Origin of the sequence: Aeromonas sp. DSM 116730, from assembly GCF_046581335.1 — a bacterium.
GTDB classification, from domain to species: domain Bacteria; phylum Pseudomonadota; class Gammaproteobacteria; order Enterobacterales; family Aeromonadaceae; genus Aeromonas; species Aeromonas rivipollensis.
The window spans coordinates 255,001-276,429 of record NZ_CP144265.1 but is presented as its reverse complement, the minus strand read 5'-3'; the positions used below and the strand labels follow the sequence as shown (position 1 = coordinate 276,429).

The window sequence follows — 21,429 nt, the reverse complement described above, 5'->3', positions numbered from 1 at the left end:
CAGGAAAAGCAAAAATCATGAGTCAACACAAGAAGATCCCTCTGCTGGCAGCCCTGCTGCTGGCCCTGCTCGGCATGCTGTTTGCCGCCTACTGGTATCTGCACGGCCGCCATTTCGAGAGCACCGACAACGCCTATCTGCAGAGCGAGGTGACCGGCATAGGCTCCAAGCTGCCCGGCTATATCAGCGAGGTGCTGGTGACCGACAACCAGGAGGTCAAGGCCGGCCAGCTCATCGCCAGACTGGACGACAGGGAGTACAGAACCCGGGTGCTCGAGGCCGAGGCCGATCTGCACCTCAATCAGGCGACTGCGGAGAACCTGGCCGCCACCCGTACCCAGCAGCTGAGCCTGATCCGTCAGGCCGAGGCCAGGGTCACCTCGGCCAATGCCGAGCAGGTGCGGGCCCAGCAGCAGGTGCGCCGGGTCAGCCAGCTCAATCAGCGCAACTACAGCTCCCAGGACAGCCTGGACGAGGTGCGCGCCGGTCTGCAGGTCAATCAGGCCCAGGAGCAGGAGGCCAGAGCCGCCCTGCAGGCCGCTCGCGAGCGCCTGCTGGTGCTGGACGCCGAAGCCAAGCAGAACCAGGCCAGGCTGGCACTGAGTGAAGCCCAGCTCGAGCAGGCCAGGCTGGAGCTCGGCTACACAGAGCTGCGGGCCCCGGCGGACGGCATCATCGGCAAGCGCAGCCTGCGGGAAGGGCTCTATGTGCAGTCCGGCATGCAGGTGGCCAGCCTGGTACCGCTGCAACAGGTATGGGTCGAGGCGAACTTCAAAGAGACCCAGCTGCAGCACATGCAACCGGGTCAGCGCGTGGAGGTGATCCTGGATGCCTATCCGGATCAGCCGGTCGAGGGGATAATCGACAGCCTGGCCCCCGCCACCGGCGCCAAGTTCGCCCTGCTGCCGCCGGAGAACGCCACCGGCAACTTCACCAAGATAGTGCAGCGGGTGCCGGTCAAGATCCGCATCCCCGAGCCGGGCGCACTGGCAGGCAAGTTGCGTCCTGGCCTTTCCAGCGAGGTGATTGTCGATACCCGCACCCCTGATCCCGTAGTCGCCGCCAACTGATGGAACCCATTCCACGTCGCAACTGGATCGCTGTCATGGGGGGCCTCATCGGCGCCTTCATGGCCATACTCGACATCCAGATCACCAACGCCTCCCTGAAGGACATTCAGGGGGCCCTCTCGGCCACCCTGAGCGAGAGCTCCTGGATTTCCACCTCCTACCTGGTGGCGGAGATGATCGCCATCCCCCTGAGCGGCTGGCTGAGCCGGGGGCTGAGCGTGCGCCGCTACCTGCTGTGGACCACGGGGGCCTTCATCGTCGCCTCCGTGCTCTGCTCGTTCAGCTGGAACCTCACCAGCATGATCGTCTTCCGGGCATTGCAGGGCTTCACCGGCGGGGCCCTGATCCCCATGGCCTTCTCCCTCATCGTCAGCCTGCTGCCGCTGCACAAGCGAGCCACCGGCATGGCGCTGTTCGGCCTCTGTGCCACCTTCGCCCCCGCCATAGGTCCGACCCTCGGGGGCTGGCTGACGGAGCAGCTCTCCTGGCACTACATCTTCTACCTGAACGTGCCCCCCGGCCTGCTGGTGATGGCCATGCTGGCCCACGGGCTGGACAGGAAGCCGGTGGACTGGGAGGTGATAAAACGGGTGGATCTGGTCGGCATCCTCACCATGGCGGTGGGGCTGGGTCTGCTGGAGGTGGTGCTGGAGGAGGGCAACAGAGAGGACTGGTTCGGTTCCAGCTTCATAGTGCGGCTCACCGTCATCTCTGTGGTGGCCCTGGTGTTCTTCGTCATCAGCCAGCTGCTGCGCCGCCATCCTCTGGTCAATCTGCGGCTGCTGCACAGCCCGCGCTTTGCCCTGGCCTGCTTCGCCTACCTGGTGCTCGGCATGGCGCTGATGGGGTCCATCTATGTGCTGCCGCTCTACATGGCGCAGATCCACAACTACAACGCGCTGGAGATTGGCGAGGTGCTGATGTGGATGGGCCTGCCCCAGTTGCTGGTGCTGCCGCTGGTGCCCAGGCTGGTCACCCGGATAGATCCGCGCTACCTGGTGAGCTTCGGCTTCCTGGTGTTTGCCATCAGCTGTTTCATGAACGTCAACATGAGCGCCGACTACGCCGGCCCCCAGCTGATCCAGTCGCTGATAGTGCGGGCCCTGGGCCAGCCCTTCATCATGGTGCCGCTCTCCCTGGTAGCCACCGCCAGCCTGACCCCGGAGGAGATCCCCTCCTCCTCCACCCTGCTCAACGTGCTGCGCAACCTGGGTGGGGCCTTCGGCATCGCCATCATAGCCACCCTGATCGACAACGACACCCGCATCCATGCCAGCCAGATAGGCAGCACCCTGGCCGCCACCAGCATAGAGGGGCAAAGCTACCTGCTGCAGCTGGCCCAGACCATGATGGCCCAGGGCTCGGATCCCGCGCTCGCCCAGCAGCAGGCCAGGGCCATGCTGTCCAATACCATCAACCGGGAGGCCGCCATCATGGCCTACAACCAGGTGTTCTACGTGATGGGTATCTTCCTGCTCATCGCCAGCGCCCTGATGCTGCTGCTCAGGCAACCGATCCCCAGGGCCGCGGACGCCGAGCCGCTGGAGGCGTAAGCCAGAAATCAGAAACGGGCCGCTAGGCCCGTTTTCTTATGGTCGACGAAGCCTGCTCATCCCGCCAGGGAGGCGGCGATCAGGAACTGGGCGGCGAAGTAGCTGCTCATGATCCAGGCCGTGGCATGGGGGAAGGGGCGGCGGAAGCGATCTAGCGCCAGCATGCTGTCGGAGAAGAGGAACATCAGCGCCCCCACCAGGGCCGCAGCAGAACCTGCGGTGAGAGAGGCGTGCCAGGCGCCGGCGGCGACCCAGGCCATGGCGATGATCACCAGCATGTAGCAGAACACAGGGATCTTCATCTCGCCGAGCCGGCCCCACAGCAGGCCGAACACCATGCCGGCCACCAGCAGCAGCAGCAGGCCATCCACCAGCTTGAGCACCAGGGGACCCTGGGCGAAACCCACTATGTAGCAGAGGTGCGCGACAAAAAATGCCGCCAGTCCCTGGATGAAGCGATCCCGTGGCAGCATCAGCAGCACGTCCCCGGCCAGCGACAGGCAGAGGCCGAGCAGGATCCAGGCATGGGAACCGTTGTGGTCATCGCTCTGGTAGCCAAAGGCCAGGGCGATGATGAACAGCATGGTCAGCGGTTTGCTGATGTAGAACTGACGGGAGTCTGAGCCATAAGCCGCGCGGATGTGCCACCAGCCAGATGCGATGATCAAGAAACTCAATAACATGCCCTGCTCCTCACCGATTGCTCGCGGTCACACGGCAACCTCTTTAGTGCCCGCAAGAGTAGCAAATTCCCCCGCCCAGTGGCAGGGGTGTGAAGCAGATGACACCCTACACCTAAAGTCTAATTGCCCCCTGCTCGCGGCTCGGGCATAAGAGACAGCTCTGGAAGATCACCATGGAAGACGCAATGACCAACTACCTGCCAGCCATCGACATCATGATGTGCCACCTGGGGATCAGCTTCGAACAAGCGTGCGAACAGCTTGGTCTGAGCCCGCAGGAACAACAGACCCTGGATCAGCTGCAAAAGCAGAAACAGACCCAGTCAAACTAGCCTGCCCGGTATTGAAAACGGCGCCATCGAGGCGCCGTTTTTATTGGTGGTGTCTATGAGCGGATGGCCCGTCGCCGTTGCAGCCAGACCACTGCCCCGAACAGCAGGAAGCCCGGGATCCACATCAGCTCCTTGTGCCAGCGCTCGGTCGGCGCCTTGACGGAGAGGATCTCCTGGTCAAACTCCATGCCGGCCGCCGCCGCCGGACTGCCGAAGGTGACGTTGTCGATCAGGGTCTTGCCGTCCTGCTCGTACAGGGCCAGCCCCAGGCTGGCCAATCGCTCTTCGCCATCGGCACCGGCCGGTACCGCCAGCAGCACTGTGGATTGACGCAGCTTGCCCACCGCATCCTCCCCCTGGATCCGCAGTCGCAGCGTGCTCTCCGCTTCCACCTCGCCCAGGGTCTGGGCCAGCTGGGCGGGAGGCGTCTCACGATAGGGATCGTGCACCATGTCCATCCAGAAACCGGGACGGAACAGGGTGAAAGCCACCAGCAACAGCAGCACGTTCTCGTACCAGCGGCTCTTCACCAGGAACCAGCCCTGGGTGGCGGCGGCGAAGATCAGCATGGCGACCGTGGCCACCACGAAGATCAGCACGCCGTGGGCGAAGTCCACATCGATCAGCAGCAGATCCGTGTTGAAGATGAACAGGAAGGGCAGCGCCGCGGTGCGCAGGCTGTAGTAGAAGGCGGTGATCCCGGTCTTGATGGGATCCCCCTTGGAGACGGCGGCCGCCGCGAACGAGGCCAGCCCCACCGGCGGGGTCACGTCCGCCATGATGCCGAAATAGAAGACGAACAGGTGCACGGCGATGAGCGGCACTATGAGGCCGTTCTGCTGCCCCAGCGTCACCACCACGGGGGCCAGCAGGCTGGAGACCACTATGTAGTTGGCTGTGGTGGGCAGCCCCATGCCGAGGATCAGACTCAGCAGGGCGGTGAGGAGCAGCATCAGCAGCAGGTTGCCCATGGAGAGCATCTCCACCAGATCCGCCAGCACCAGGCCGACCCCGGTCTGGGAGACGGCACCGACTATGATGCCGGCGGTGGCGGTGGCGATGCCGATGCCGATCATGTTGCGGGCACCGGCCACCAAGCCCTCCTTCAAGTCCACCAGACCATCGCGGGCCGAGCCGTAGTCATGCTTGCCGTCGGTGCGCAGCCAGTTGAGCAGCGGCCGCTGGGTCAGCAGGATGATCACCAGCATGACGGTGCCCCAGAAGGCCGACAGCCCGGGGGAGAGGCGCTCCACCATCAGGCACCACACCAGCACCACCACGGGCAGCAGGAAGTGCAGGCCGGAGAGCAGCACGGCGCGGGTGTTCGGCAGCTCGGTGAGGGGCTGATCCGGATCCTCGGCGGGCAGCGGCGCATTGCTGGCCGCTATCTTCAGCAGCCCCAGATAGACGGCCGCCAGCAACAGGGAGATCCCCGGCAGGGCATAGTCCCCCAGCGCCGGCTTGAGCCAGCCCAGACCATGGTAGACCACCATCGACAGACCGCTGATGAGGGTGGCACCGAAGGCGAAGCCGGTCAGACGGCGCAGCCAGGGCTTGGGTTGATGGCCGCCGATGGGCTGCATGCCGAGCTTGAGCGCTTCCAGGTGGACTATGTAGAGCAGCGCTATGTAGGAGATGGCCGCCGGCAGGAAGGCGTGCTTGATGATCTCCACGTAGGGAATGCCCACGTACTCCACCATCAGGAAGGCCGCCGCCCCCATCACGGGGGGCATGATCTGGCCGTTGACCGAGGAGGCCACCTCGACCGCCCCCGCCTTCTCCTTGGAGAAGCCGACCCGCTTCATCATGGGGATGGTGAAGGTGCCCGTGGTTACCACGTTGGCGATGGAGGAACCGGAGATGACCCCGGTCAGGGCCGAGGCCACCACGGCCGCCTTGGCCGGGCCGCCGCGCAGGTGGCCGAGCAGGCTGAAGGCGAGCTGGATGAAGTAGTGACCGGCACCGGCCCGCTCCAGCAGGGCGCCGAACAGCACGAACAGGAACACGAAGCTGGTGGAAACCCCGAGGGCGATGCCGAACACCCCCTCAGTGGTGATCCACTGGTGGTTCGCCAGGGCGGTGAAACTCACCCCGCGGTGCGCCAGCAGCCCCGGCATCCAGGGGCCGGCCAGGCTGTAGGCGAGAAACACCAGGGCGATCACCGCCAGGGCCGGGCCCAGGGCGCGGCGAGTAGCCTCCAGCAGCAGCGGTATGCCGATGCAGGCGGTGACCAGATCGGCGGTGGTGAGGTTGCCGGGGCGCTGGGCCAGGGCCTCATACATGACGAACAGATAGGCGGCGGCACCGGCGGCGATCAGGCCGAGGGCGATATCGCCGAGCGGCACCCGATCCCGGGGCGAACGCCGGAAGGCCGGGAACACCAGATAGGCCAGCAGCAGGGCGAAGCTAAGGTGAATGGCGCGGGTTTCGGTATCGTTGAGGACCCCGAAGCCCAGCATGAAGGGCAGCGGAGAGGCGATCCAGAGCTGGAACAGGGACCAGGCCAGCGCCAGCCCCGTGATGAGCCAGCCCATGAGGCCGAGCGGCAGCCGGGCGCCCACGTCCTGGGCGATCAGTTCCTCGGTAGAGAGTTGTTTTTCTTGCATAGGGTTAACTTTTGCCTGCGAGTACAACGACACGACACCCGCTGCCGGTGTGGCGGGCGGGTGTCGAAGAGAACGATGGAAGGCCGGCAGGCCTTCAATCAGAGCCAGCCACGCTCTTTGTAGTAACGTGCGGCGCCTTCATGCAGGGGCGCAGAGAGACCCACCTTGATCATGTCGGCCTCTTTCAGATCGGCGAAGGCCGGGTGCAGACGCTTGAAGCGATCCAGGTTGTCGAACACAGATTTCACCAGCTGGTAGACCACTTCAGGATCGGCCTTGGCACTGGTGGAGAGCACCGCCTTGCCACCGATGGACGGGGTCGGCTGGTCGCTGCCCTTGTAGATGCCGCCCGGGATCTCGGCCTTGGTGTAGTAGCTCTTCTCGGCCAGCAGCTTGTCGATGTCGGCGCCGGTCACCGGCACCAGCACGGCGTCCGTGGTGGTGGAGGCTTCCTGGATGGCACCGTTCGGGTGGCCGACGAAGTAGCTCATGGCGTCTATGTTGTTGTCACCCAGGGCGGAGGCCTGCTCCGCCGGTTTCAGCTCGGAGACCAGGCCGAAGTCGCCCTTCTTCCAGCCCTTGACCGCCATGATCTCTTCCATGGTGTCGCGCTGGCCGGAGCCCGGGTTGCCGATGTTGACGCGCTTGCCCTTCAGGTCGTCGAAGCTGGCGATCTTGGCGTCGCGGCGGGCGAGAATGGTGAACACCTCGCTCTGCAGGGAGAAGACGGCGCGCATGTCATCCATGGCCCCCTCGGCCTGGAAGGGGGGCAGCCCCTTCATCGCCTTGTACTGGTGGTCGGACTGCATGATGCCGAAGTTGAACTCACCGCTGCGGATGCCGTTGACGTTGGCCACGCCACCGCCACTGGCCGGCGCGTTGCACTTGATCTGGTGATCGGCGGCGCCGCGATTGAGGAAACGACAGATGGACTGGCCCGCCACGTAGTAGACGCCGGTCTGACCGCCTGTGCCTATGGTCACGAAGCGCTCCTGCGCTTGCACCGGACCACCGAAAGTAGCACCGACCAGAGCCGCCGACAGGGCGCACGCCAAGGATAATCCTTTCATGTTCTTCATCCTTTTCATTGATTTATCTCACCCGATTCCCGGGTGAATATGAGACGGACCCGCATCAAGACTGGGTCTGCCTATACAGCCTCGTACGAGGAAATGGTCGAGCGGCGAACGCCCTTCCAGAAGCCACCATCATCCTGCGGTGAGATAATCAGCGTCATGCCGACTGAGGGTGATTCGACCACAAAATAGCCGGATCAAAAGTTGTAACTCCTTGATTAGGCACATGGCGCCAACATAAATCAAACAAAATGGCAAAACGGTGGATTTAAATAGCGAGAAATTTGAACTGGATCATCAATTCATCGGTCGTGAATTAATTGGTTTTGTGTGCGCAGGCAGCGGGGAAATGGAGGGAGTGGATTCTTTTGTAGCCCTTGACTGGCAAGGGCTGCCATCTGGCTGAGGGCGGCCCGAGGCAGGGTCAGGATAGGGAGCAAGACACAGGCCGGCGGGTTGCCCTCGCCGGCCTGATCTCATCTGCGAATCGGCACCATCCCTGGCGCCCGGATCGCGGTTCAGCAACAAGCGGTTAACCCAGCCTTATGCCTTCGGCCTGGCAAGCTCCAGGATAAAGGCGAATTCCAGGGCTATGTCCTCGTAGGCCTTGCAACAGCCCGACTTGCCTGTGGCCGGTCACAACGGCTCATCCACCGCCTCATGCCTTCGGTTTGGCCAGCTCCAGGATAAAGGCGAATTCCAGAGCGATGTCCTCGTAAGCCTTGAAGCGCCCCGACTTGCCGCCGTGACCGGCATCCATGTCGGTGCTGAGCAGCAGCTGGTTGTCGTCCGTCTTCAGCTCCCTCAGCTTGGCGACCCACTTGGCGGGCTCCCAATACTGCACCTGGGAGTCGTGCAGACCCGTGGTGACCAGCAGGTTGGGGTAGGCTTGCGCCTTGACCTGATCGTAGGGGCTGTAGCTCTTCATGTAGTCGTAGTAGCGCTTCTGGTTCGGGTTGCCCCATTCGTCGTACTCCCCCGTGGTGAGAGGGATGGACTCGTCCAGCATGGTGGTGACCACGTCGACGAAGGGCACCTGGGCGACCACGCCGCGATAGAGCTCTGGCGCCTGGTTGATGACGGCCCCCATCAGCAGGCCGCCGGCGCTGCCTCCCATGGCGTAGACCTGGTCCCTGGCGCCATAGCCCTGGGCCACCAGCGCCTCGGTCACGTCGATGAAGTCGTGGAAGGTATTCTGTTTTTTCAGCAGCTTGCCATCTTCATACCAGGGGCGCCCCAGCTCCTCGCCGCCCCGGACATGGGCGATGGCGTAGACGAAGCCCCGATCCAGCAGGCTCAGGCGCGAGCTGCTGAAGTCGGGATCCATGCTGGCGCCGTAGGAGCCGTAGCCATAGACCAGCAGGGGGTTCTTGCCCTCCTTCTTGAACAGATCCTTGCGATAGACCAGGGAGACAGGCACCGCCACCCCGTCGCGGGCGGTCACCCAGACCCGCTCGCTGGCATACTTGTCGGCCTTGAAACCCGCCACCGGCTGCTGCTTGAGCAGGGTGCGCTTGCCGCTGTCCAGGTTCAGCTCATAGGTGGAGGACGGCGTGGTCATGGAGGAGTAGCCGTAGCGCAGGGCGCTGGTCTCCGGCTCCGGGTTGTAGGCGAGCCAGGTGACATAGGCGGGATCGTCGAAGGCGATCTCTTTCTGTTCGCCGCTCTGCCAGTTGAGCTGGCGCAGCCGGGTCAGCCCCTTGCTGCGCTCCTCCAGCACCAGCCAGTCCCTGAACAGGGCATAGCTCTCCAGCAGCACATCCGGATTGGGGGCTATCACCGCCTTCCAGCGATCCACCGGGCTCTCCCTGGTCTCGTAGAGGCCGAAGTTCTTGCCGTCCTTGTTGGAGCGCACATAGAAGCGGCCGCGGTAGTGATCCAGGCTGTATTCGTGATCCACCTGACGGGGCAGGAACAGGCGCGGTGCCTGGACCGGCGTGTTGGCGTCGATGAGGCGCGCCTCGCTGGTGGTGGTGCTGGAGAGGGCGATGACGATGAAGTCTTCCGAGGTGGTGGCATAGAGGCTGACGTAGAAGCTGTCATCCTTCTCTTCGTAGACCAGCTTGTCCTTGGCGGGGTCGCTGCCCAGCTCGTGGCGATAGACCTGATAGGGCAGCAGTGTCTTGGGGTGCTTGCGCACATAGAACACCGTCTTGCTGTCGTTGGCCCACACCAGGTTGCCCGAGGTGTTCTCAAGCTTGTCGGCGGCCCAGGTGCCGCTCTCCAGATCGAGGAACTGGATCTGGTACTGACGGCGGGAGAGGAAGTCTTCCGCCACCGCCAGCCAGCGGTTGTTGCGGCTCACCTCCAGGGCCCCCAGCGAATAGAATTCGTGGCCTTCGGCGCGCTGGTTGCTGTCCAGCATCAGGCTGGCGTCCTTCTCCCCCACCCTGGTGCGGGAGTAGATGGCGTACTCCTTGCCCGGCTCATAGCGGGTCTGATAGCGGTAGCCGTTCTTCACATAGGGCACCGACTCGTCCTGCTGGGGGATGCGGGCCACCATCTCCTTGTAGAGCTGGTCGCGCAGCGGCTGGACTGGCTTGAGCATGGCCTCGGTGTAGGCGTTTTCGGCCTTGAGATAATCCAGCACCTCGGGCTTCTGCCGCTCGTCGTCACGCAGCCAGTAGTAGTTGTCGATCCGGACGTCCCCGTGCTTTTTCAGGGTATGGGGGTGCTTGGGGGCCACAGGAGGCAGGATGGGAGTTTCGCTTGTCGGCATGACGGGCTCTTCATTGGCATGGGTACAGGGCACGGCGACCAGACAAGCCAGCAGCAGCAACCCTCGGGGAAAGATGAACATGTCGCATCCTTTGCGCTGTAACAGGGCAGGCAGGCTCGCGGGGAGCGCCATGAATTGACGATCAAGCCGCCGCCGCTCACTCCGCCGGTGCGGAAACAAGGCTGGCAAACCGGAACATCGCCCCTGAGAAAATAAATTGGCGATCAATCTGCCCCTTGTCGCCCTGGGTTGCAAGTGATCCCCGGACATTCGGCACCAAACCATGAAAAAGGGCCACCCTCTCACAAGGGTGGCCCTCCTGCTCTGGCCATGAGCGGCACGGATTCGCTCAGGTGTGCCTCACATGATGGAGTGGTGCCGGCTCATGACCAGTGTTCGTCAGCCGGGATAGCTCGACCAGACCTTGGTCGCGCCCTCCTCGCTGATGCTCAGCACCTGGTAGGGCTGACCCGGAATATCCATGCCCGGCGCACTCTGGGGCATGCCCGGAATGGTCAGGCCGCGGATCGCCGGTTTTTCCTTGAGCAGCTTCTGCACGTCGGCGGCGGGCACATGTCCCTCCACCACATAGCCGTTCACCACCCCGGTGTGGCAGGAAGCCAGCTGCGGGGTGATGCCGTACTGTTGCTTGACGGGTTCAAGCTGCTCGGTTTCGACGACCTTGACCGCAAAGCCGTTCTCTTCCATGTGCTTGATCCAGGTCTTGCAGCAGCCGCAATACTGGGACTTGTAGACTGTCATCTGCTCGGTTGCCAGAGCAGAAAAACTGACGGTACCGGCCAGCACGGCCAGTAACAGAGACTTGTACATGACTCACCTCGGATAAGAAGAAATGCCCAAAAAACGGGTAACTCGACTCAAGCTATCTGGCTAGGGGGCCGTTCGAGCCGCTCCAGCGGCACCTCCGGCATGAAGAGGGAGGGGGAAATGAACGCTGGCATGTCGGGCTCAAGCCAGGCCACCGTCAGGCTGTCGCCGGTGAGCACCGTCATGGCGAGCGCCGAGGTGAAGCTGCCGCAAGGCATGGCTTTTTCCAGGGTGCGTTCGCTCTGGCTGCAATGGGGAGTCAGGGTACAGAGATCGGTCGCCGCCCTGCTGCCAAACGACATCAGCACCATCAGCAGGCTCCACAGGGGGAGCCAGCGGCGGGCGCGAGCGAGTTGGCGACGGGTCAGGACCATGGGATGACTCAGTGATCGAAGAGGGCCTATGGTAACCCTTGGCCCAGGGGGAGGGTCAAGCCCTCCCCGCCGTCATGGTCATCAGGGTTGCTGGCGGGTGGCTGCCAGTACTATCTCGCGCACGCAGACGTTGGCGGGCTGGCTCCAGGCATAGAGCACAGCCTCGGCGATCACCTCGGGGGCGATGACGCCTCCCATCTCCTCTTTCCAGCCGTGGTAGCCGGCCTTGATACTCTCGTCCGTGGTGTGGCTGAGCAACTCGGTTTCCACCGCCCCCGGGGCTATGGTCACCATGCGCACGCCGACGTCTGCCACCTCTTCCCGGATGTTCTCGGTCAGGGCGTGCACAGCGAACTTGGTGGCGCAGTAGGCGGCATGGTTCGGGAAGGTCTTGCGACCGGCGATGGAGCTGATGTTGATGATGGTACCGCTGCGGCGCGCCTTCATCCCGGCCAGCACGGCATGCACTCCGTTCAGCACCCCCATCACATTGATGTTGAGCATCTGCTGCCACTCGGCGGGATCCTGCACGTCGGCCTGACCCAGCAGCATGACGCCCGCGTTGTTGACCAGGCAGCCCACAGGGCCGAATCTGGCTTCCGCCTGCTGGACGGCTGCCTTCATGGCGGCGGTGTCGGTGACGTCGACCCCGACACAGAGCGTATCGGGCAGGTTCAGCGCCTGCATGGGCTCGACCCGGCGGGCCAGCAGCAACAGAGGGTGGCCGGCGGCAGAGAAGGCACGGGCGATGGCGGCACCTATACCGGCGGAGGCACCGGTGATCACGACGAGGGACTTGGACATGGGTATTTCCTTCTAATTCATTGAGGAACTGAGTCAAACAAGGGCTGGCCAGCACGGGACTCAATCACTATAGTCGCCACATCTATCGGTGATAAATATTGTTTTCCGCTGGTTATCATCTGAAAAAACTATGGTTGGTTTTATGCTGGACCTGAGATTGCTGCGCTTCTTCATCGCCATCTATGAAGAGAAGAACATCACGGCGGCGGCGGCTCGCTGCCACGTCAGTCAACCCTCCCTCTCGGCGGGCCTGCGCCAGCTGGAGGAGGCCCTAGGTGACAGCCTCTTCATCAGAGGCAAGAAGGGGGTTGAGGCCAAGGACCCGGCCCACTATCTCTATCCCCACGCGGTCAAGCTGGTGGAGGAGGCGCGCCGCCTGCCGACCCTGTTTCGCCAGAAAGCGACGCGCGCCAGGCTCAACATCGCCATCATGCCGGACTTGAGCCGCCGCCGGCTGGCCGGGCTGCTGCAACGGGTTCAAGGCGTGCTGCCGGAGCTGGATCTCACCCTCTCCGACTACGGCACCCCTGCCGACTGCCGGCTGACCCTGGATGCCCTGCGCCGGGAGGACGAGATCTTCCTGCCGCTCTGGGAGGAGGACTATGTGCTCTGCGTCCCGGTCGGCCATCCCCTTGCCGGTCGTGAGAGGCTCGCGCTGGCAGAACTGCAACATTATGATTTTATTGAATGCCCTCCCTGCGAGGCTCATCAGCAGACCATAGGCCTGCTGGCCTGTGACCGGCTCACTCTCAATCTGGTGGCCAAGGCCGAGAGCAAGGGGCTGGTGATGGCGCTGGTGCTGGCGGGGGTGGGCATCAGCTTCCTGCCCGACGGGCTGGTGGAAGATGAGCCGGGTCTGCGCACAGTGGCGGTGAGCGGACCCCGGATGTTTCGCCGCATCGGGCTCTGTTATCCCGCCCACCAGACCCTGAATCCGGCGCTGCGCGACCTGATCCCGGAACTGGCGAGCCGGGGTGCTTCTTGGTAACGTCGCAGCTCACCGCCCTTTTTTATCGGCACCAGGCCCCTCTTCAGGCTAGGACCCCATGAAACGCATTCTGATCATCTTCTCACACCCGGCCCTGCAGAGTTCCAGGGCCAACAGGCAGCTGCTGCAGGCACTCGACGGCCTGGAGGGCATCACCCTGCACGACCTCTACCACCACTACCCTGACATGTTCATCGACGTGAAGAGGGAGCAGGCCCTGCTGTCGGAGCACGACATCGTCGTCTTCCAGCACCCCTTCTACTGGTACTCCTGCCCGGCCATCATGAAGGAGTGGATGGACCTGGTGCTGGAGTACGGCTACGCCTACGGTCCAGAGGCCCACGCCCTCAGCGGCAAGCAGTGGCTCTCTGCCATCACCACGGGGGGTGCCCCCGAGTCTTACTGCAGCGAGGGCTACAACCAGCGCCCGCTGCTCGACTTCCTGCTGCCGTTCCAGCAGACGGCGCAGCTGTGCGGCATGCAGTGGCTGCCCCCCTTCGTGCTGCACTCCTTCCACAAGCTCAAGGATCCGGAGGCGCTGCGGCGCTGTGGCCAGGAGTACCGCCAGCTGATCTGCGCCCTGCGCGATGAGCGGCTCACCCCGGCCCAGCTCGCAAGCAGCACCTATCTGCGGGATCTGCTGGGGGAGTTGTCATGACGACGGGCTGGATTTTCATCGGGCTTGCGCAGCCGGCCCTGACGAACAGAGACGAACGGAGGGCCGGCTGATGGGGCACGGATTGTTGTTTGACGCCTTGATCTATCTCTCGGCGGCGGTGATAGCGGTGCCGCTGGCCAAGCGCTGGGGGCTGGGCTCGGTGCTCGGTTACCTGCTGGCGGGCATCATCATAGGCCCCTTCCTGCTGGGGCTGGTGGGGGAGCAGAAGGATGTGATGCACTTCGCCGAGTTCGGGGTGGTGCTGATGCTGTTCCTGGTCGGCCTTGAGCTGCGTCCGGCGCTGCTGTGGCAGCTGAAGGGGCCCATACTCGGCACCGGTGGCCTGCAGGTGCTGCTCACCAGCGCCGCCCTGACCGGGGTGGGCTATCTCCTTGGCCTGCCTTGGCAGCAGGGGCTCGCCATCGGGCTTATTCTGGCGCTCTCCTCCACCGCCATAGTGCTGCAGAGCCTGCAGGAGCGCAAACTGATGCAGAGCGAGAGCGGGCGCTCCGCCTTCGCGGTGCTGCTGTTCCAGGACATCGCCGTCATTCCCATACTGGCCATACTGCCGCTGCTCGCCATAGCGCCGGTCGCCAGTAACGGCAATCCGGATCTGGCGGGCTGGCAGCACGGCCTGCTGGTGGTCGCCGCCATCGCCGGCATAGTGCTGGGCGGCCACTACCTGATGCGGCCGGTGTTCCGTGCCATAGCCCAGTCCCACATGCGGGAGATCTTCGTCGCCGCCGCCCTGCTGCTGGTGATCGCCATCGCCGTGCTGATGGAATCGGTGGGGCTCTCCCCCGCCCTTGGCTCCTTCCTCGCCGGCGTGGTGCTGGCAGACAGCGAGTATCGCCACGAGCTGGAGGCGGACATAGAGCCGTTCAAGGGGCTGCTGCTCGGCCTCTTCTTCATGTCGGTGGGGGCTGGCATCGATTTTGGCCTCTTTGCCGCCCATCCCCTGCTCATTCCATCCCTGGTGATAGGGCTGATGCTCCTGAAATGGGGGGTGCTGATGGTGCTCGGCCTGATCATTCGCATCTCGCCGAGCCAGCGCTGGACCTTCGCCCTGGCGCTGGCACAAGGGGGGGAATTCGCCTTCGTGCTGTTCTCGTTCGCCGCCCAGAACAAGGTGCTGCCCGGTGACACCATCTCGCTGCTGACCCTGGTGGTGGCGCTCTCCATGGCGCTGACGCCGCTCTTGCTGATCCTAAATGATCGGGTGATCCAGCCCTGGTTCGACTACCGCAACCAGGCCGACCAGCCCGAACACGAGCAACCCGAACTGGTCGAGCACCCCGTCATCATCGCCGGCTTCGGCCGCTTCGGTCAGATAGTGGGGCGCCTGCTGCACGGCCACGGCATAGGCACCACCATACTCGAGCAGGACGCCAGCCAGATAGAAATGCTGCGCAAGTACGGCTATCAGGTATTCTACGGCGATGCCAGCCGGCTCGACCTGCTCCATGCCGCCGGGGCCCACAAGGCCAAGCTGCTGGTGCTCTCCATCAACGATCCGGCTACCTCCCTCGAGGTGATCGAGATGGTGAAGAAACACTTCCCGCACCTCAAGATACTGGCCCGCGCCCAGGACAGGCCCCATGCCCACGAAATCCTCCGGCACGGAGTCGACAGCGTGCACCGGGAAACCCTGGGGTCGGCCGTGGATCTGGGGGTCGAGGCCCTGACCCAGCTCGGATTTCGGGCCAACCAGGCCTGGCGTGCGGGTCAGGTGTTCAAGCAGTATGACAACCGGCTGCTGCGGGAACAGGTCAACTACCTGGATGACGAGCACACCTATATCAACAAGAGCCTGCAATACCGCGAGATCCTCTCCGATCTGCTGCAAGACGACGAGGAAGGACAGGAGCGTACCCACGCTCACAACTGGAACAGCGGTCTGCCCGACAACGACAAGGAAGCAATATGATTGCCTATTACCCCATGCTCAAACACCTGCACATGACCCTGGCCATGGTCAGCCTGCTGCTCTTCATCTACCGCTGGAGCCTGGCACTGGCTGGCAGCGGGCGCTTGCAACAGAAGTGGCTCAAGGTGTTGCCCCATATCAACGACACCTTGCTGCTGCTGTTTGGCGTGCTGCTGGCGGTCACCCTGCAGATGAGCCCGGGCCAGCAACCCTGGCTGATGGCCAAGCTGATCGCACTGGTGGTTTACATAGGCCTCGGCGTCATGGCGCTCAAGCGCCCTGCCCAAGGCCAGAAGCTGGTCGCCGGGGTTGCCGCCCTCGCGGTATTTGGTTACATGATTGGCGCCGCCATCACCAAGTCAGCCTGGTCCTGGCTGGCCTGAACGTTCTCTTTGCCGGTGAGGGGCCAGCCCCTCACCTCTTTCCCCCTGCCGAACGCCCCCCTCTCCCTTGGCTCCCTACACATTTCTCCCCTGTCGTGACAACCGGGAAATATGAAGAGCACTTTATTTTGGCAAAATAAGGCTCCAAAAAGCTCCATTCATATTTTGTTTAACGATATTTATCAATTACTTATCTTGTTATGTATGAAAATGGCGACAGTTGTCGCAGCAAAACTTGCGACATAGACTGTCGCATACCATGGCTAGGATACACTCAACGCTAAACCAGTGAAGGCATGCACCATGAGTAAGAAGCTGTTACGACAACTGACCTTGGCGCGTTGCATCCCGCACCGCCCTTACAAGCTGACCGCCAGCCAACTCCAGGTAAAACTGGAAGAGGAAGGTATTCACGTCAGTCTGCGTACCGTGCAACGGGACCTGGAAGAGATGTCCGGCATGGGACTGTTCGACCTCACCTCGGATGAGCGCAGCAAACCACACGGCTGGTGCTTCGAGCGCCACGGTCTCAACGACTTTGCCAACATCATGCCGCTCTCCCTGGCGGTGGCCCTGAAAACCTGGAGTGATCAGGCGAGCCAACTGCTACCGGCGAGTGTATTGACCGAATTGAACCCCCTGGTCGACAAGGCCAGCCAGGTGATCCGCGACAGCCAAAGCGAACTGGCGGAACGCTGGCTCGAGAGCGTGCATCAGTCGCCGCGCCCCTTTGCCGGCAACCCGGAGATCCGCCGCAGCACCCTGATCCGCGACGCCCTCTGGCGTGGTCGCAAGTTCAGCGCCGAGATCCAGCGTGTCATCAAGGAGCGCACCGTGTGGCTCTGCTATGACCGCATCAATCCGCTCGGGATCCTGAACCAGCCCGATGGCCCCATCCTGCTCTGCACCCTGTCCGAGCTGGATCCCAAGGTCTATGGCATCCCGTTCGATCACATCAAGAACGTGGAACTGACCAACTTCAGCGCCACCCAGCCGAAGGATTTCAACGTCCAGAAGCTGATCCGCGACCAGGGCTATCAGGACGTCAGCGGCCCGATCCGCTTCGTCGGACGCATCGATGCAAACTGCCCCACCCTGATCGATGGGCAGATCCCGGGCCACAACCCGCGCATGACCCGCTACGACAAGCGCAGCGTGGTGGTGGAGACCGAGGTCCAGGATACGCCCGAGTTCCGCTCCTGGTTGAACAACATGAGTGGCAACCTGGAAGTATTGGCCCCGGAGTCCCTGCGCAAGGCATATCCGACACCGGGTACCCGGGTCAGCTGAGCACAATCGGATAAATGATAAGAAGCCGAGCATTAGCTCGGCTTCTGTCTGTTTTTAACACATAATTATTCAATTAATTTTTAACTCTTACATCCTTGATTGAACCTTCTGTACCATCGTTTTCCTCCCTGTTTTTGGTTGTGAGAGATCCGCCATTCCTCCTGTAAGACCCCTCAGTGTCGAGCCGTACGTGAAGCCATCCCGTGAGTCTTATGCTTTCCTGAGAAACTAAATAAAGTGCTGATAAATATCATGAAATCAGATTGGCAGTGGATGCCTATTCATCATCCGACGCTATCTGATGGCCTCTCATGCCTTGTTCCTGCCCACGATTGCCTTAGTATGGGTCTCACAAGGACGGCTGGTTCGGCAGGATGCAGAAACAGCGCATAAATAGGAAAAGCCGCAGGACGTGGCAGGACACCTCAGGATGAGGTTGATAACCCGGATGGTTATCACAAGGAATGACAGGACAACCGCAGGATGCGGTCGCAGGACACCTCGGGATGAGGCTGAGTGGCACGGATAGTCACTCTTAAGGATGACAGGAACCCCGCAGGAGCGGCAGGAACAGCTTCAGGATGAAGCGAGATGACCGGGATGGTTATCTGTCAGGATGACGAAAGGAACACCACGGGATGTGGTAATGGACACCTCCAGGATGGAGACGGTGAAGCAATCAGGAGTGATTGCCAGGCTAGGATGGCCACAGGACACCCCAATGGAATGGGAAGGGGAAATTCCAAAGGAAAGGATAGAGTCAAGGATTGCAGGGAGCATGGCAGTTCAGGGACTGGACGAGATGACTTGAGGGGACGGCAAACGCCGTCCCCTTTTCTTTATATGTACTCCAGCGAATCAGCTCATCCCAGGCGCGCACTTACCCCATGCCCCTGAGCTGTTGCCGTTCGCCTCGCCCTCAGGCACAAGAAGCCTCGCATGCACCCGTGGGCGACTCCTGGCCACCAGGACCGAAACCAACATCCATTGCACTGGCAGAAGAGCAGAGCGCCTTAGCCGCCCAGCGGGACACTACTTCATCACCTCTCTATTTGTAGTGGTCTAATCATCCCGGACACCATTTTAGGTGGTACAGTCGCCACCATGACTTGAGGTGTTCAATGACAAGATTACGTCGCTCATTTACTGCTGAATTCAAACTCGAAGCCGCACCCCTGGTACTCGACCAGGGATACTCTGTCCCCGAAGCCAGCCGTTCACTGGATGTCGGTGAAACCATACTTCGCCGATGGGTTCAGCAGCTTCAATCCGAACGAACCGGCACCACCCCAATCGGCAAAGCGCTGACCCAGGAGCAGCAGAAAATCCAGGAGTTGGAAGCCCGTATCAACCGGCTCGAGCGCGAAAAGGACATTCTAAAAAAGGCTACGGCTCTCTTGATGACGGACGAGTTCACTCGTACGCGCTGATAGACCGATTAAGAGAGCAAGCCCCCATCACTCTGGTCTGCTGCGCTTTCGATGTTCCAACATCCTGTTTTTACGACTATCTGGCCCGCAAGCGGACGATTAACCGTGAGCGGATGCAGCAACGCAGCGAGTTGCGCCGTTTGTTCAAAGAGAGCCGGAACTCAGCGGGCAGCCGTGCCTTGATGTCGATGATGCGAGCGCTGGGGCATCAGATTGGCCGATTCAAAGTGCGCAGTCTGATGAAGGAGGTCGGTCTGGTATCCAAGCAACCGGGCGCTCATCGCTATCAGGTCGCCCGGTCTGAACGACCGGATATTCCCAATCTGTTGGCCCGTGAATTTGATGTCCAACAACCCAATCAGGTGTGGTGTGGCGATATCACCTACGTCTGGGCAGGTGGTCGTTGGAATTACCTGGCGGTGGTGCTCGACCTTTATGCCCGCCGAGTCGTGGGCTGGGCGATGTCTGACAAGCCTGATGCAGAGCTGGCAATAAAAGCGCTCGAGATGGCCTATCAGCAGCGGGGTTGCCCATCAGGTGTGCTGTTTCACTCAGACCAAGGCAGCCAATATGGCAGCCGGGCATTTCGGCAGCGGCTGTGGCGCCATCGCATGACCCAGAGCATGAGTCGGCGTGGCAACTGTTGGGATAATGCACCGATGGAGCGGTTGTTCAGGAGCCTGAAGTCAGAATGGCTCCCGGCAACGGGCTATATGAACCAGCGAGAAGCGAAGCGAAGCGGGATATCAGTTACTACCTGATGGATTACTACAACTGGCGGCGTCCACATCAACACAATGACGGGATCGCGCCAGCAAAAGCCGAGGATCGGCCTAACCAAGTGTCCGGATTTAGTTGACCACTACAAACAGAGGCCATGTGGCAAGTCGGTGATGCAGTCGCACCTTTAGTGGTGACGGTGGTGTTTCGGGGGGCTTGAAACGAAAAAAAGCCCAGTCTTTCGACTGGGCTTTCTAAATAGTGGCGGAGCGGACGGGACTCGAACCCGCGACCCCCGGCGTGACAGGCCGGTATTCTAACCGACTGAACTACCGCTCCGCATTCGGTTAGCTTTCGCTAAATCTTCTGCCGCTTACTGAGGTGTCATCCTCTCGGCCAGTCATGCAATGTGTGCACAACTGTTTAATTGGGTGCCTGGCAGTGTCCTACTCTCGCATGGCGAATGCCACACTACCATCGGCGCTACCGCGTTTCACTTCTGAGTTCGGCATGGGATCAGGTGGTTCCACGGCGCTATGGCCGCCAGGCAAAATCTTCAATCTCGGAAAGCTGACGTGAATAACGACTTAGCTAGTTTGCTTTGTCATTATCACTGAATTAGGTAGTAGTTCGTTCACTTGCTACAAGGCCCAGAACACTTCTTGGGTGTTGTATGGTTAAGCCTCACGGGTAATTAGTATGGGTTAGCTCAACACGTCGCCGCGCTTACACACCCCACCTATCAACGTTGTGGTCTCCAACGGCCCTTTAGGACCCTCAAGGGGTCAGGGATGACTCATCTCAGGGCTCGCTTCCCGCTTAGATGCTTTCAGCGGTTATCGATTCCGAACTTAGCTACCGGGCAGTGCCACTGGCGTGACAACCCGAACACCAGAGGTTCGTTCACTCCGGTCCTCTCGTACTAGGAGCAACTCCCTTCAATCATCCAACGCCCACGGCAGATAGGGACCGAACTGTCTCACGACGTTCTGAACCCAGCTCGCGTACCACTTTAAATGGCGAACAGCCATACCCTTGGGACCGACTTCAGCCCCAGGATGTGATGAGCCGACATCGAGGTGCCAAACACCGCCGTCGATATGAACTCTTGGGCGGTATCAGCCTGTTATCCCCGGAGTACCTTTTATCCGTTGAGCGATGGCCCTTCCATTCAGAACCACCGGATCACTATGACCTACTTTCGTACCTGCTCGACCTGTCCGTCTCGCAGTTAAGCTGGCTTATGCCATTGCACTAACCTCCTGATGTCCGACCAGGATTAGCCAACCTTCGTGCTCCTCCGTTACTCTTTGGGAGGAGACCGCCCCAGTCAAACTACCCACCAGGCACTGTCCGCGAGCCCGATTCAGGGCCCTGCGTTAGAACATCAAACATACAAGGGTGGTATTTCAAGGACGGCTCCAGCGCAACTGGCGTCACGCCTTCAAAGCCTCCCACCTATCCTACACATGTAGGTTCAATGTTCAGTGCCAAGCTGTAGTAAAGGTTCACGGGGTCTTTCCGTCTAGCCGCGGGTACACCGCATCTTCACGGCGAATTCGATTTCACTGAGTCTCGGGTGGAGACAGCATGGCCATGGTTACACCATTCGTGCAGGTCGGAACTTACCCGACAAGGAATTTCGCTACCTTAGGACCGTTATAGTTACGGCCGCCGTTTACCGGGGCTTCGATCAAGAGCTTCGCTTGCGCTAACCCCATCAATTAACCTTCCGGCACCGGGCAGGTGTCACACCCTATACGTCCACTTTCGTGTTTGCAGAGTGCTGTGTTTTTGATAAACAGTCCCAGCCATCTGGTCACTGCGACTCCCAACTGCTCCATCCGCAAGGGACTTCACTGTCAAGAGCGAACCTTCTCCCGAAGTTACGGTTCTATTTTGCCTAGTTCCTTCACCCGAGTTCTCTCAAGCGCCTTGGTATTCTCTACCCGACCACCTGTGTCGGTTTGGGGTACGATGACTTGTAA

At 61.3% G+C, this 21,429-nt stretch carries 15 protein-coding genes, 1 tRNA gene, 2 rRNA genes and 1 pseudogene (1 of these 19 only partly in view); 9 read left to right on the top strand and 10 right to left on the bottom strand.

Annotated elements, in window-relative coordinates; genetic code table 11:
- Positions 1-17 precede the first annotated feature (17 nt).
- The gene (locus Aeroheme_RS01370; protein WP_234568707.1) at positions 18-1,070 is read left to right on the top strand and encodes an HlyD family secretion protein; all 1,053 of its coding nucleotides are present in this window, start codon (positions 18-20) and stop codon (positions 1,068-1,070) included.
- On the top strand, positions 1,070-2,623 hold the full coding sequence (locus Aeroheme_RS01365; protein ID WP_411166564.1) for a DHA2 family efflux MFS transporter permease subunit: 1,554 nt from the start codon (positions 1,070-1,072) through the stop codon (positions 2,621-2,623). The genes Aeroheme_RS01370 and Aeroheme_RS01365 overlap by 1 nt, the downstream gene beginning before the upstream one ends.
- A 56-nt stretch (positions 2,624-2,679) precedes the next feature.
- On the opposite strand, the gene Aeroheme_RS01360 is transcribed toward Aeroheme_RS01365, so the two are convergent.
- Positions 2,680-3,306, bottom strand: coding sequence for a lysoplasmalogenase (locus tag Aeroheme_RS01360; protein WP_139745806.1), 627 nt, complete (start codon positions 3,304-3,306; stop codon positions 2,680-2,682).
- A 173-nt stretch (positions 3,307-3,479) separates the two neighbouring features.
- Between Aeroheme_RS01360 and Aeroheme_RS01355 the strand changes: the two genes are divergently transcribed.
- The gene (locus Aeroheme_RS01355; protein WP_005332188.1) at positions 3,480-3,638 is read left to right on the top strand and encodes a hypothetical protein; all 159 of its coding nucleotides are present in this window, start codon (positions 3,480-3,482) and stop codon (positions 3,636-3,638) included.
- Between the two features lie 53 nt (positions 3,639-3,691).
- Here Aeroheme_RS01355 and Aeroheme_RS01350 read toward each other — a convergent pair whose 3' ends face one another.
- The 6 genes from Aeroheme_RS01350 to Aeroheme_RS01325 all read right to left on the bottom strand — a co-directional run bounded on the left by Aeroheme_RS01350 (position 3,692) and on the right by Aeroheme_RS01325 (position 12,045).
- Positions 3,692-6,244, bottom strand: coding sequence for a TRAP transporter permease (locus Aeroheme_RS01350; protein ID WP_411166563.1), 2,553 nt, complete (start codon positions 6,242-6,244; stop codon positions 3,692-3,694).
- A 98-nt stretch (positions 6,245-6,342) separates the two neighbouring features.
- Positions 6,343-7,314 (bottom strand): TAXI family TRAP transporter solute-binding subunit, encoded by a 972-nt coding sequence (locus Aeroheme_RS01345; protein ID WP_106887813.1) that lies wholly within the window; start codon positions 7,312-7,314, stop codon positions 6,343-6,345.
- Between the two features lie 664 nt (positions 7,315-7,978).
- The gene (locus tag Aeroheme_RS01340; protein WP_411166562.1) at positions 7,979-10,120 is read right to left on the bottom strand and encodes a S9 family peptidase; all 2,142 of its coding nucleotides are present in this window, start codon (positions 10,118-10,120) and stop codon (positions 7,979-7,981) included.
- A gap of 318 nt (positions 10,121-10,438) precedes the next feature.
- Entirely contained in the window at positions 10,439-10,870 is a 432-nt protein-coding gene (locus Aeroheme_RS01335) for a DUF411 domain-containing protein (RefSeq protein WP_139745803.1), read from the bottom strand.
- Between the two features lie 47 nt (positions 10,871-10,917).
- Positions 10,918-11,241: a hypothetical protein gene (locus Aeroheme_RS01330; protein WP_411166561.1), complete on the bottom strand. Its 324-nt coding sequence runs from the start codon at positions 11,239-11,241 to the stop codon at positions 10,918-10,920.
- A gap of 81 nt (positions 11,242-11,322) precedes the next feature.
- Positions 11,323-12,045 (bottom strand): SDR family oxidoreductase, encoded by a 723-nt coding sequence (locus tag Aeroheme_RS01325; protein WP_106885228.1) that lies wholly within the window; start codon positions 12,043-12,045, stop codon positions 11,323-11,325.
- 142 nt (positions 12,046-12,187) lie between these two features.
- Between Aeroheme_RS01325 and Aeroheme_RS01320 the strand changes: the two genes are divergently transcribed.
- The 6 genes and pseudogenes from Aeroheme_RS01320 to Aeroheme_RS01295 all read left to right on the top strand — a co-directional run bounded on the left by Aeroheme_RS01320 (position 12,188) and on the right by Aeroheme_RS01295 (position 19,580).
- Entirely contained in the window at positions 12,188-13,033 is an 846-nt protein-coding gene (locus Aeroheme_RS01320) for a LysR family transcriptional regulator (RefSeq protein ID WP_408794092.1), read from the top strand.
- A gap of 58 nt (positions 13,034-13,091) precedes the next feature.
- Positions 13,092-13,691, top strand: a complete 600-nt coding sequence (locus Aeroheme_RS01315; RefSeq protein WP_411166560.1) for an NAD(P)H-dependent oxidoreductase — start codon at positions 13,092-13,094, stop codon at positions 13,689-13,691.
- A 70-nt stretch (positions 13,692-13,761) separates the two neighbouring features.
- Positions 13,762-15,618 carry a glutathione-regulated potassium-efflux system protein KefC gene (gene kefC, locus Aeroheme_RS01310; protein ID WP_111910800.1) on the top strand — a complete coding sequence of 619 codons (1,857 nt, stop codon included), beginning with the start codon at positions 13,762-13,764 and terminating at the stop codon, positions 15,616-15,618.
- Positions 15,615-16,001, top strand: a complete 387-nt coding sequence (locus Aeroheme_RS01305; protein ID WP_395949310.1) for a SirB2 family protein — start codon at positions 15,615-15,617, stop codon at positions 15,999-16,001. Before kefC ends, Aeroheme_RS01305 begins: the two co-directional genes overlap by 4 nt.
- A 303-nt stretch (positions 16,002-16,304) precedes the next feature.
- Positions 16,305-17,291: a helix-turn-helix transcriptional regulator gene (locus tag Aeroheme_RS01300; protein ID WP_025325391.1), complete on the top strand. Its 987-nt coding sequence runs from the start codon at positions 16,305-16,307 to the stop codon at positions 17,289-17,291.
- A 1,121-nt stretch (positions 17,292-18,412) separates the two neighbouring features.
- Positions 18,413-19,580: pseudogene (locus Aeroheme_RS01295) on the top strand (IS3 family transposase).
- Positions 19,581-19,703: 123 nt separating this feature from the next.
- Here Aeroheme_RS01295 and Aeroheme_RS01290 read toward each other — a convergent pair.
- The 3 genes from Aeroheme_RS01290 to Aeroheme_RS01280 all read right to left on the bottom strand — a co-directional run.
- Positions 19,704-19,780 (bottom strand) — tRNA-Asp (locus tag Aeroheme_RS01290).
- 94 nt (positions 19,781-19,874) lie between these two features.
- Positions 19,875-19,989, bottom strand: a 5S ribosomal RNA gene (gene rrf / locus Aeroheme_RS01285).
- Between the two features lie 125 nt (positions 19,990-20,114).
- Positions 20,115-21,429, bottom strand: a 23S ribosomal RNA gene (locus Aeroheme_RS01280) (it continues 1,575 nt past the right edge of the window).

Excerpts from the sequence above, each read along its gene's own strand:
- Aeroheme_RS01355 (WP_005332188.1), top strand. The coding sequence starts at position 3,480 with ATGGAAGACGCAATGACCAACTACCTGCCAGCCATCGACATCATGATG.
- Aeroheme_RS01335 (WP_139745803.1), bottom strand. The coding sequence starts at position 10,870 with ATGTACAAGTCTCTGTTACTGGCCGTGCTGGCCGGTACCGTCAGTTTT.
- Aeroheme_RS01350 (WP_411166563.1), bottom strand. The coding sequence starts at position 6,244 with ATGCAAGAAAAACAACTCTCTACCGAGGAACTGATCGCCCAGGACGTG.
- kefC (WP_111910800.1), top strand. The coding sequence starts at position 13,762 with ATGGGGCACGGATTGTTGTTTGACGCCTTGATCTATCTCTCGGCGGCG.
- Aeroheme_RS01315 (WP_411166560.1), top strand. The coding sequence starts at position 13,092 with ATGAAACGCATTCTGATCATCTTCTCACACCCGGCCCTGCAGAGTTCC.
- Aeroheme_RS01360 (WP_139745806.1), bottom strand. The coding sequence starts at position 3,306 with ATGTTATTGAGTTTCTTGATCATCGCATCTGGCTGGTGGCACATCCGC.
- Aeroheme_RS01370 (WP_234568707.1), top strand. The coding sequence starts at position 18 with ATGAGTCAACACAAGAAGATCCCTCTGCTGGCAGCCCTGCTGCTGGCC.
- Aeroheme_RS01345 (WP_106887813.1), bottom strand. The coding sequence starts at position 7,314 with ATGAAAGGATTATCCTTGGCGTGCGCCCTGTCGGCGGCTCTGGTCGGT.
- Aeroheme_RS01305 (WP_395949310.1), top strand. The coding sequence starts at position 15,615 with ATGATTGCCTATTACCCCATGCTCAAACACCTGCACATGACCCTGGCC.
- Aeroheme_RS01320 (WP_408794092.1), top strand. The coding sequence starts at position 12,188 with ATGCTGGACCTGAGATTGCTGCGCTTCTTCATCGCCATCTATGAAGAG.
- Aeroheme_RS01300 (WP_025325391.1), top strand. The coding sequence starts at position 16,305 with ATGAGTAAGAAGCTGTTACGACAACTGACCTTGGCGCGTTGCATCCCG.
- Aeroheme_RS01340 (WP_411166562.1), bottom strand. The coding sequence starts at position 10,120 with ATGTTCATCTTTCCCCGAGGGTTGCTGCTGCTGGCTTGTCTGGTCGCC.
- Aeroheme_RS01330 (WP_411166561.1), bottom strand. The coding sequence starts at position 11,241 with ATGGTCCTGACCCGTCGCCAACTCGCTCGCGCCCGCCGCTGGCTCCCC.
- Aeroheme_RS01325 (WP_106885228.1), bottom strand. The coding sequence starts at position 12,045 with ATGTCCAAGTCCCTCGTCGTGATCACCGGTGCCTCCGCCGGTATAGGT.
- Aeroheme_RS01365 (WP_411166564.1), top strand. The coding sequence starts at position 1,070 with ATGGAACCCATTCCACGTCGCAACTGGATCGCTGTCATGGGGGGCCTC.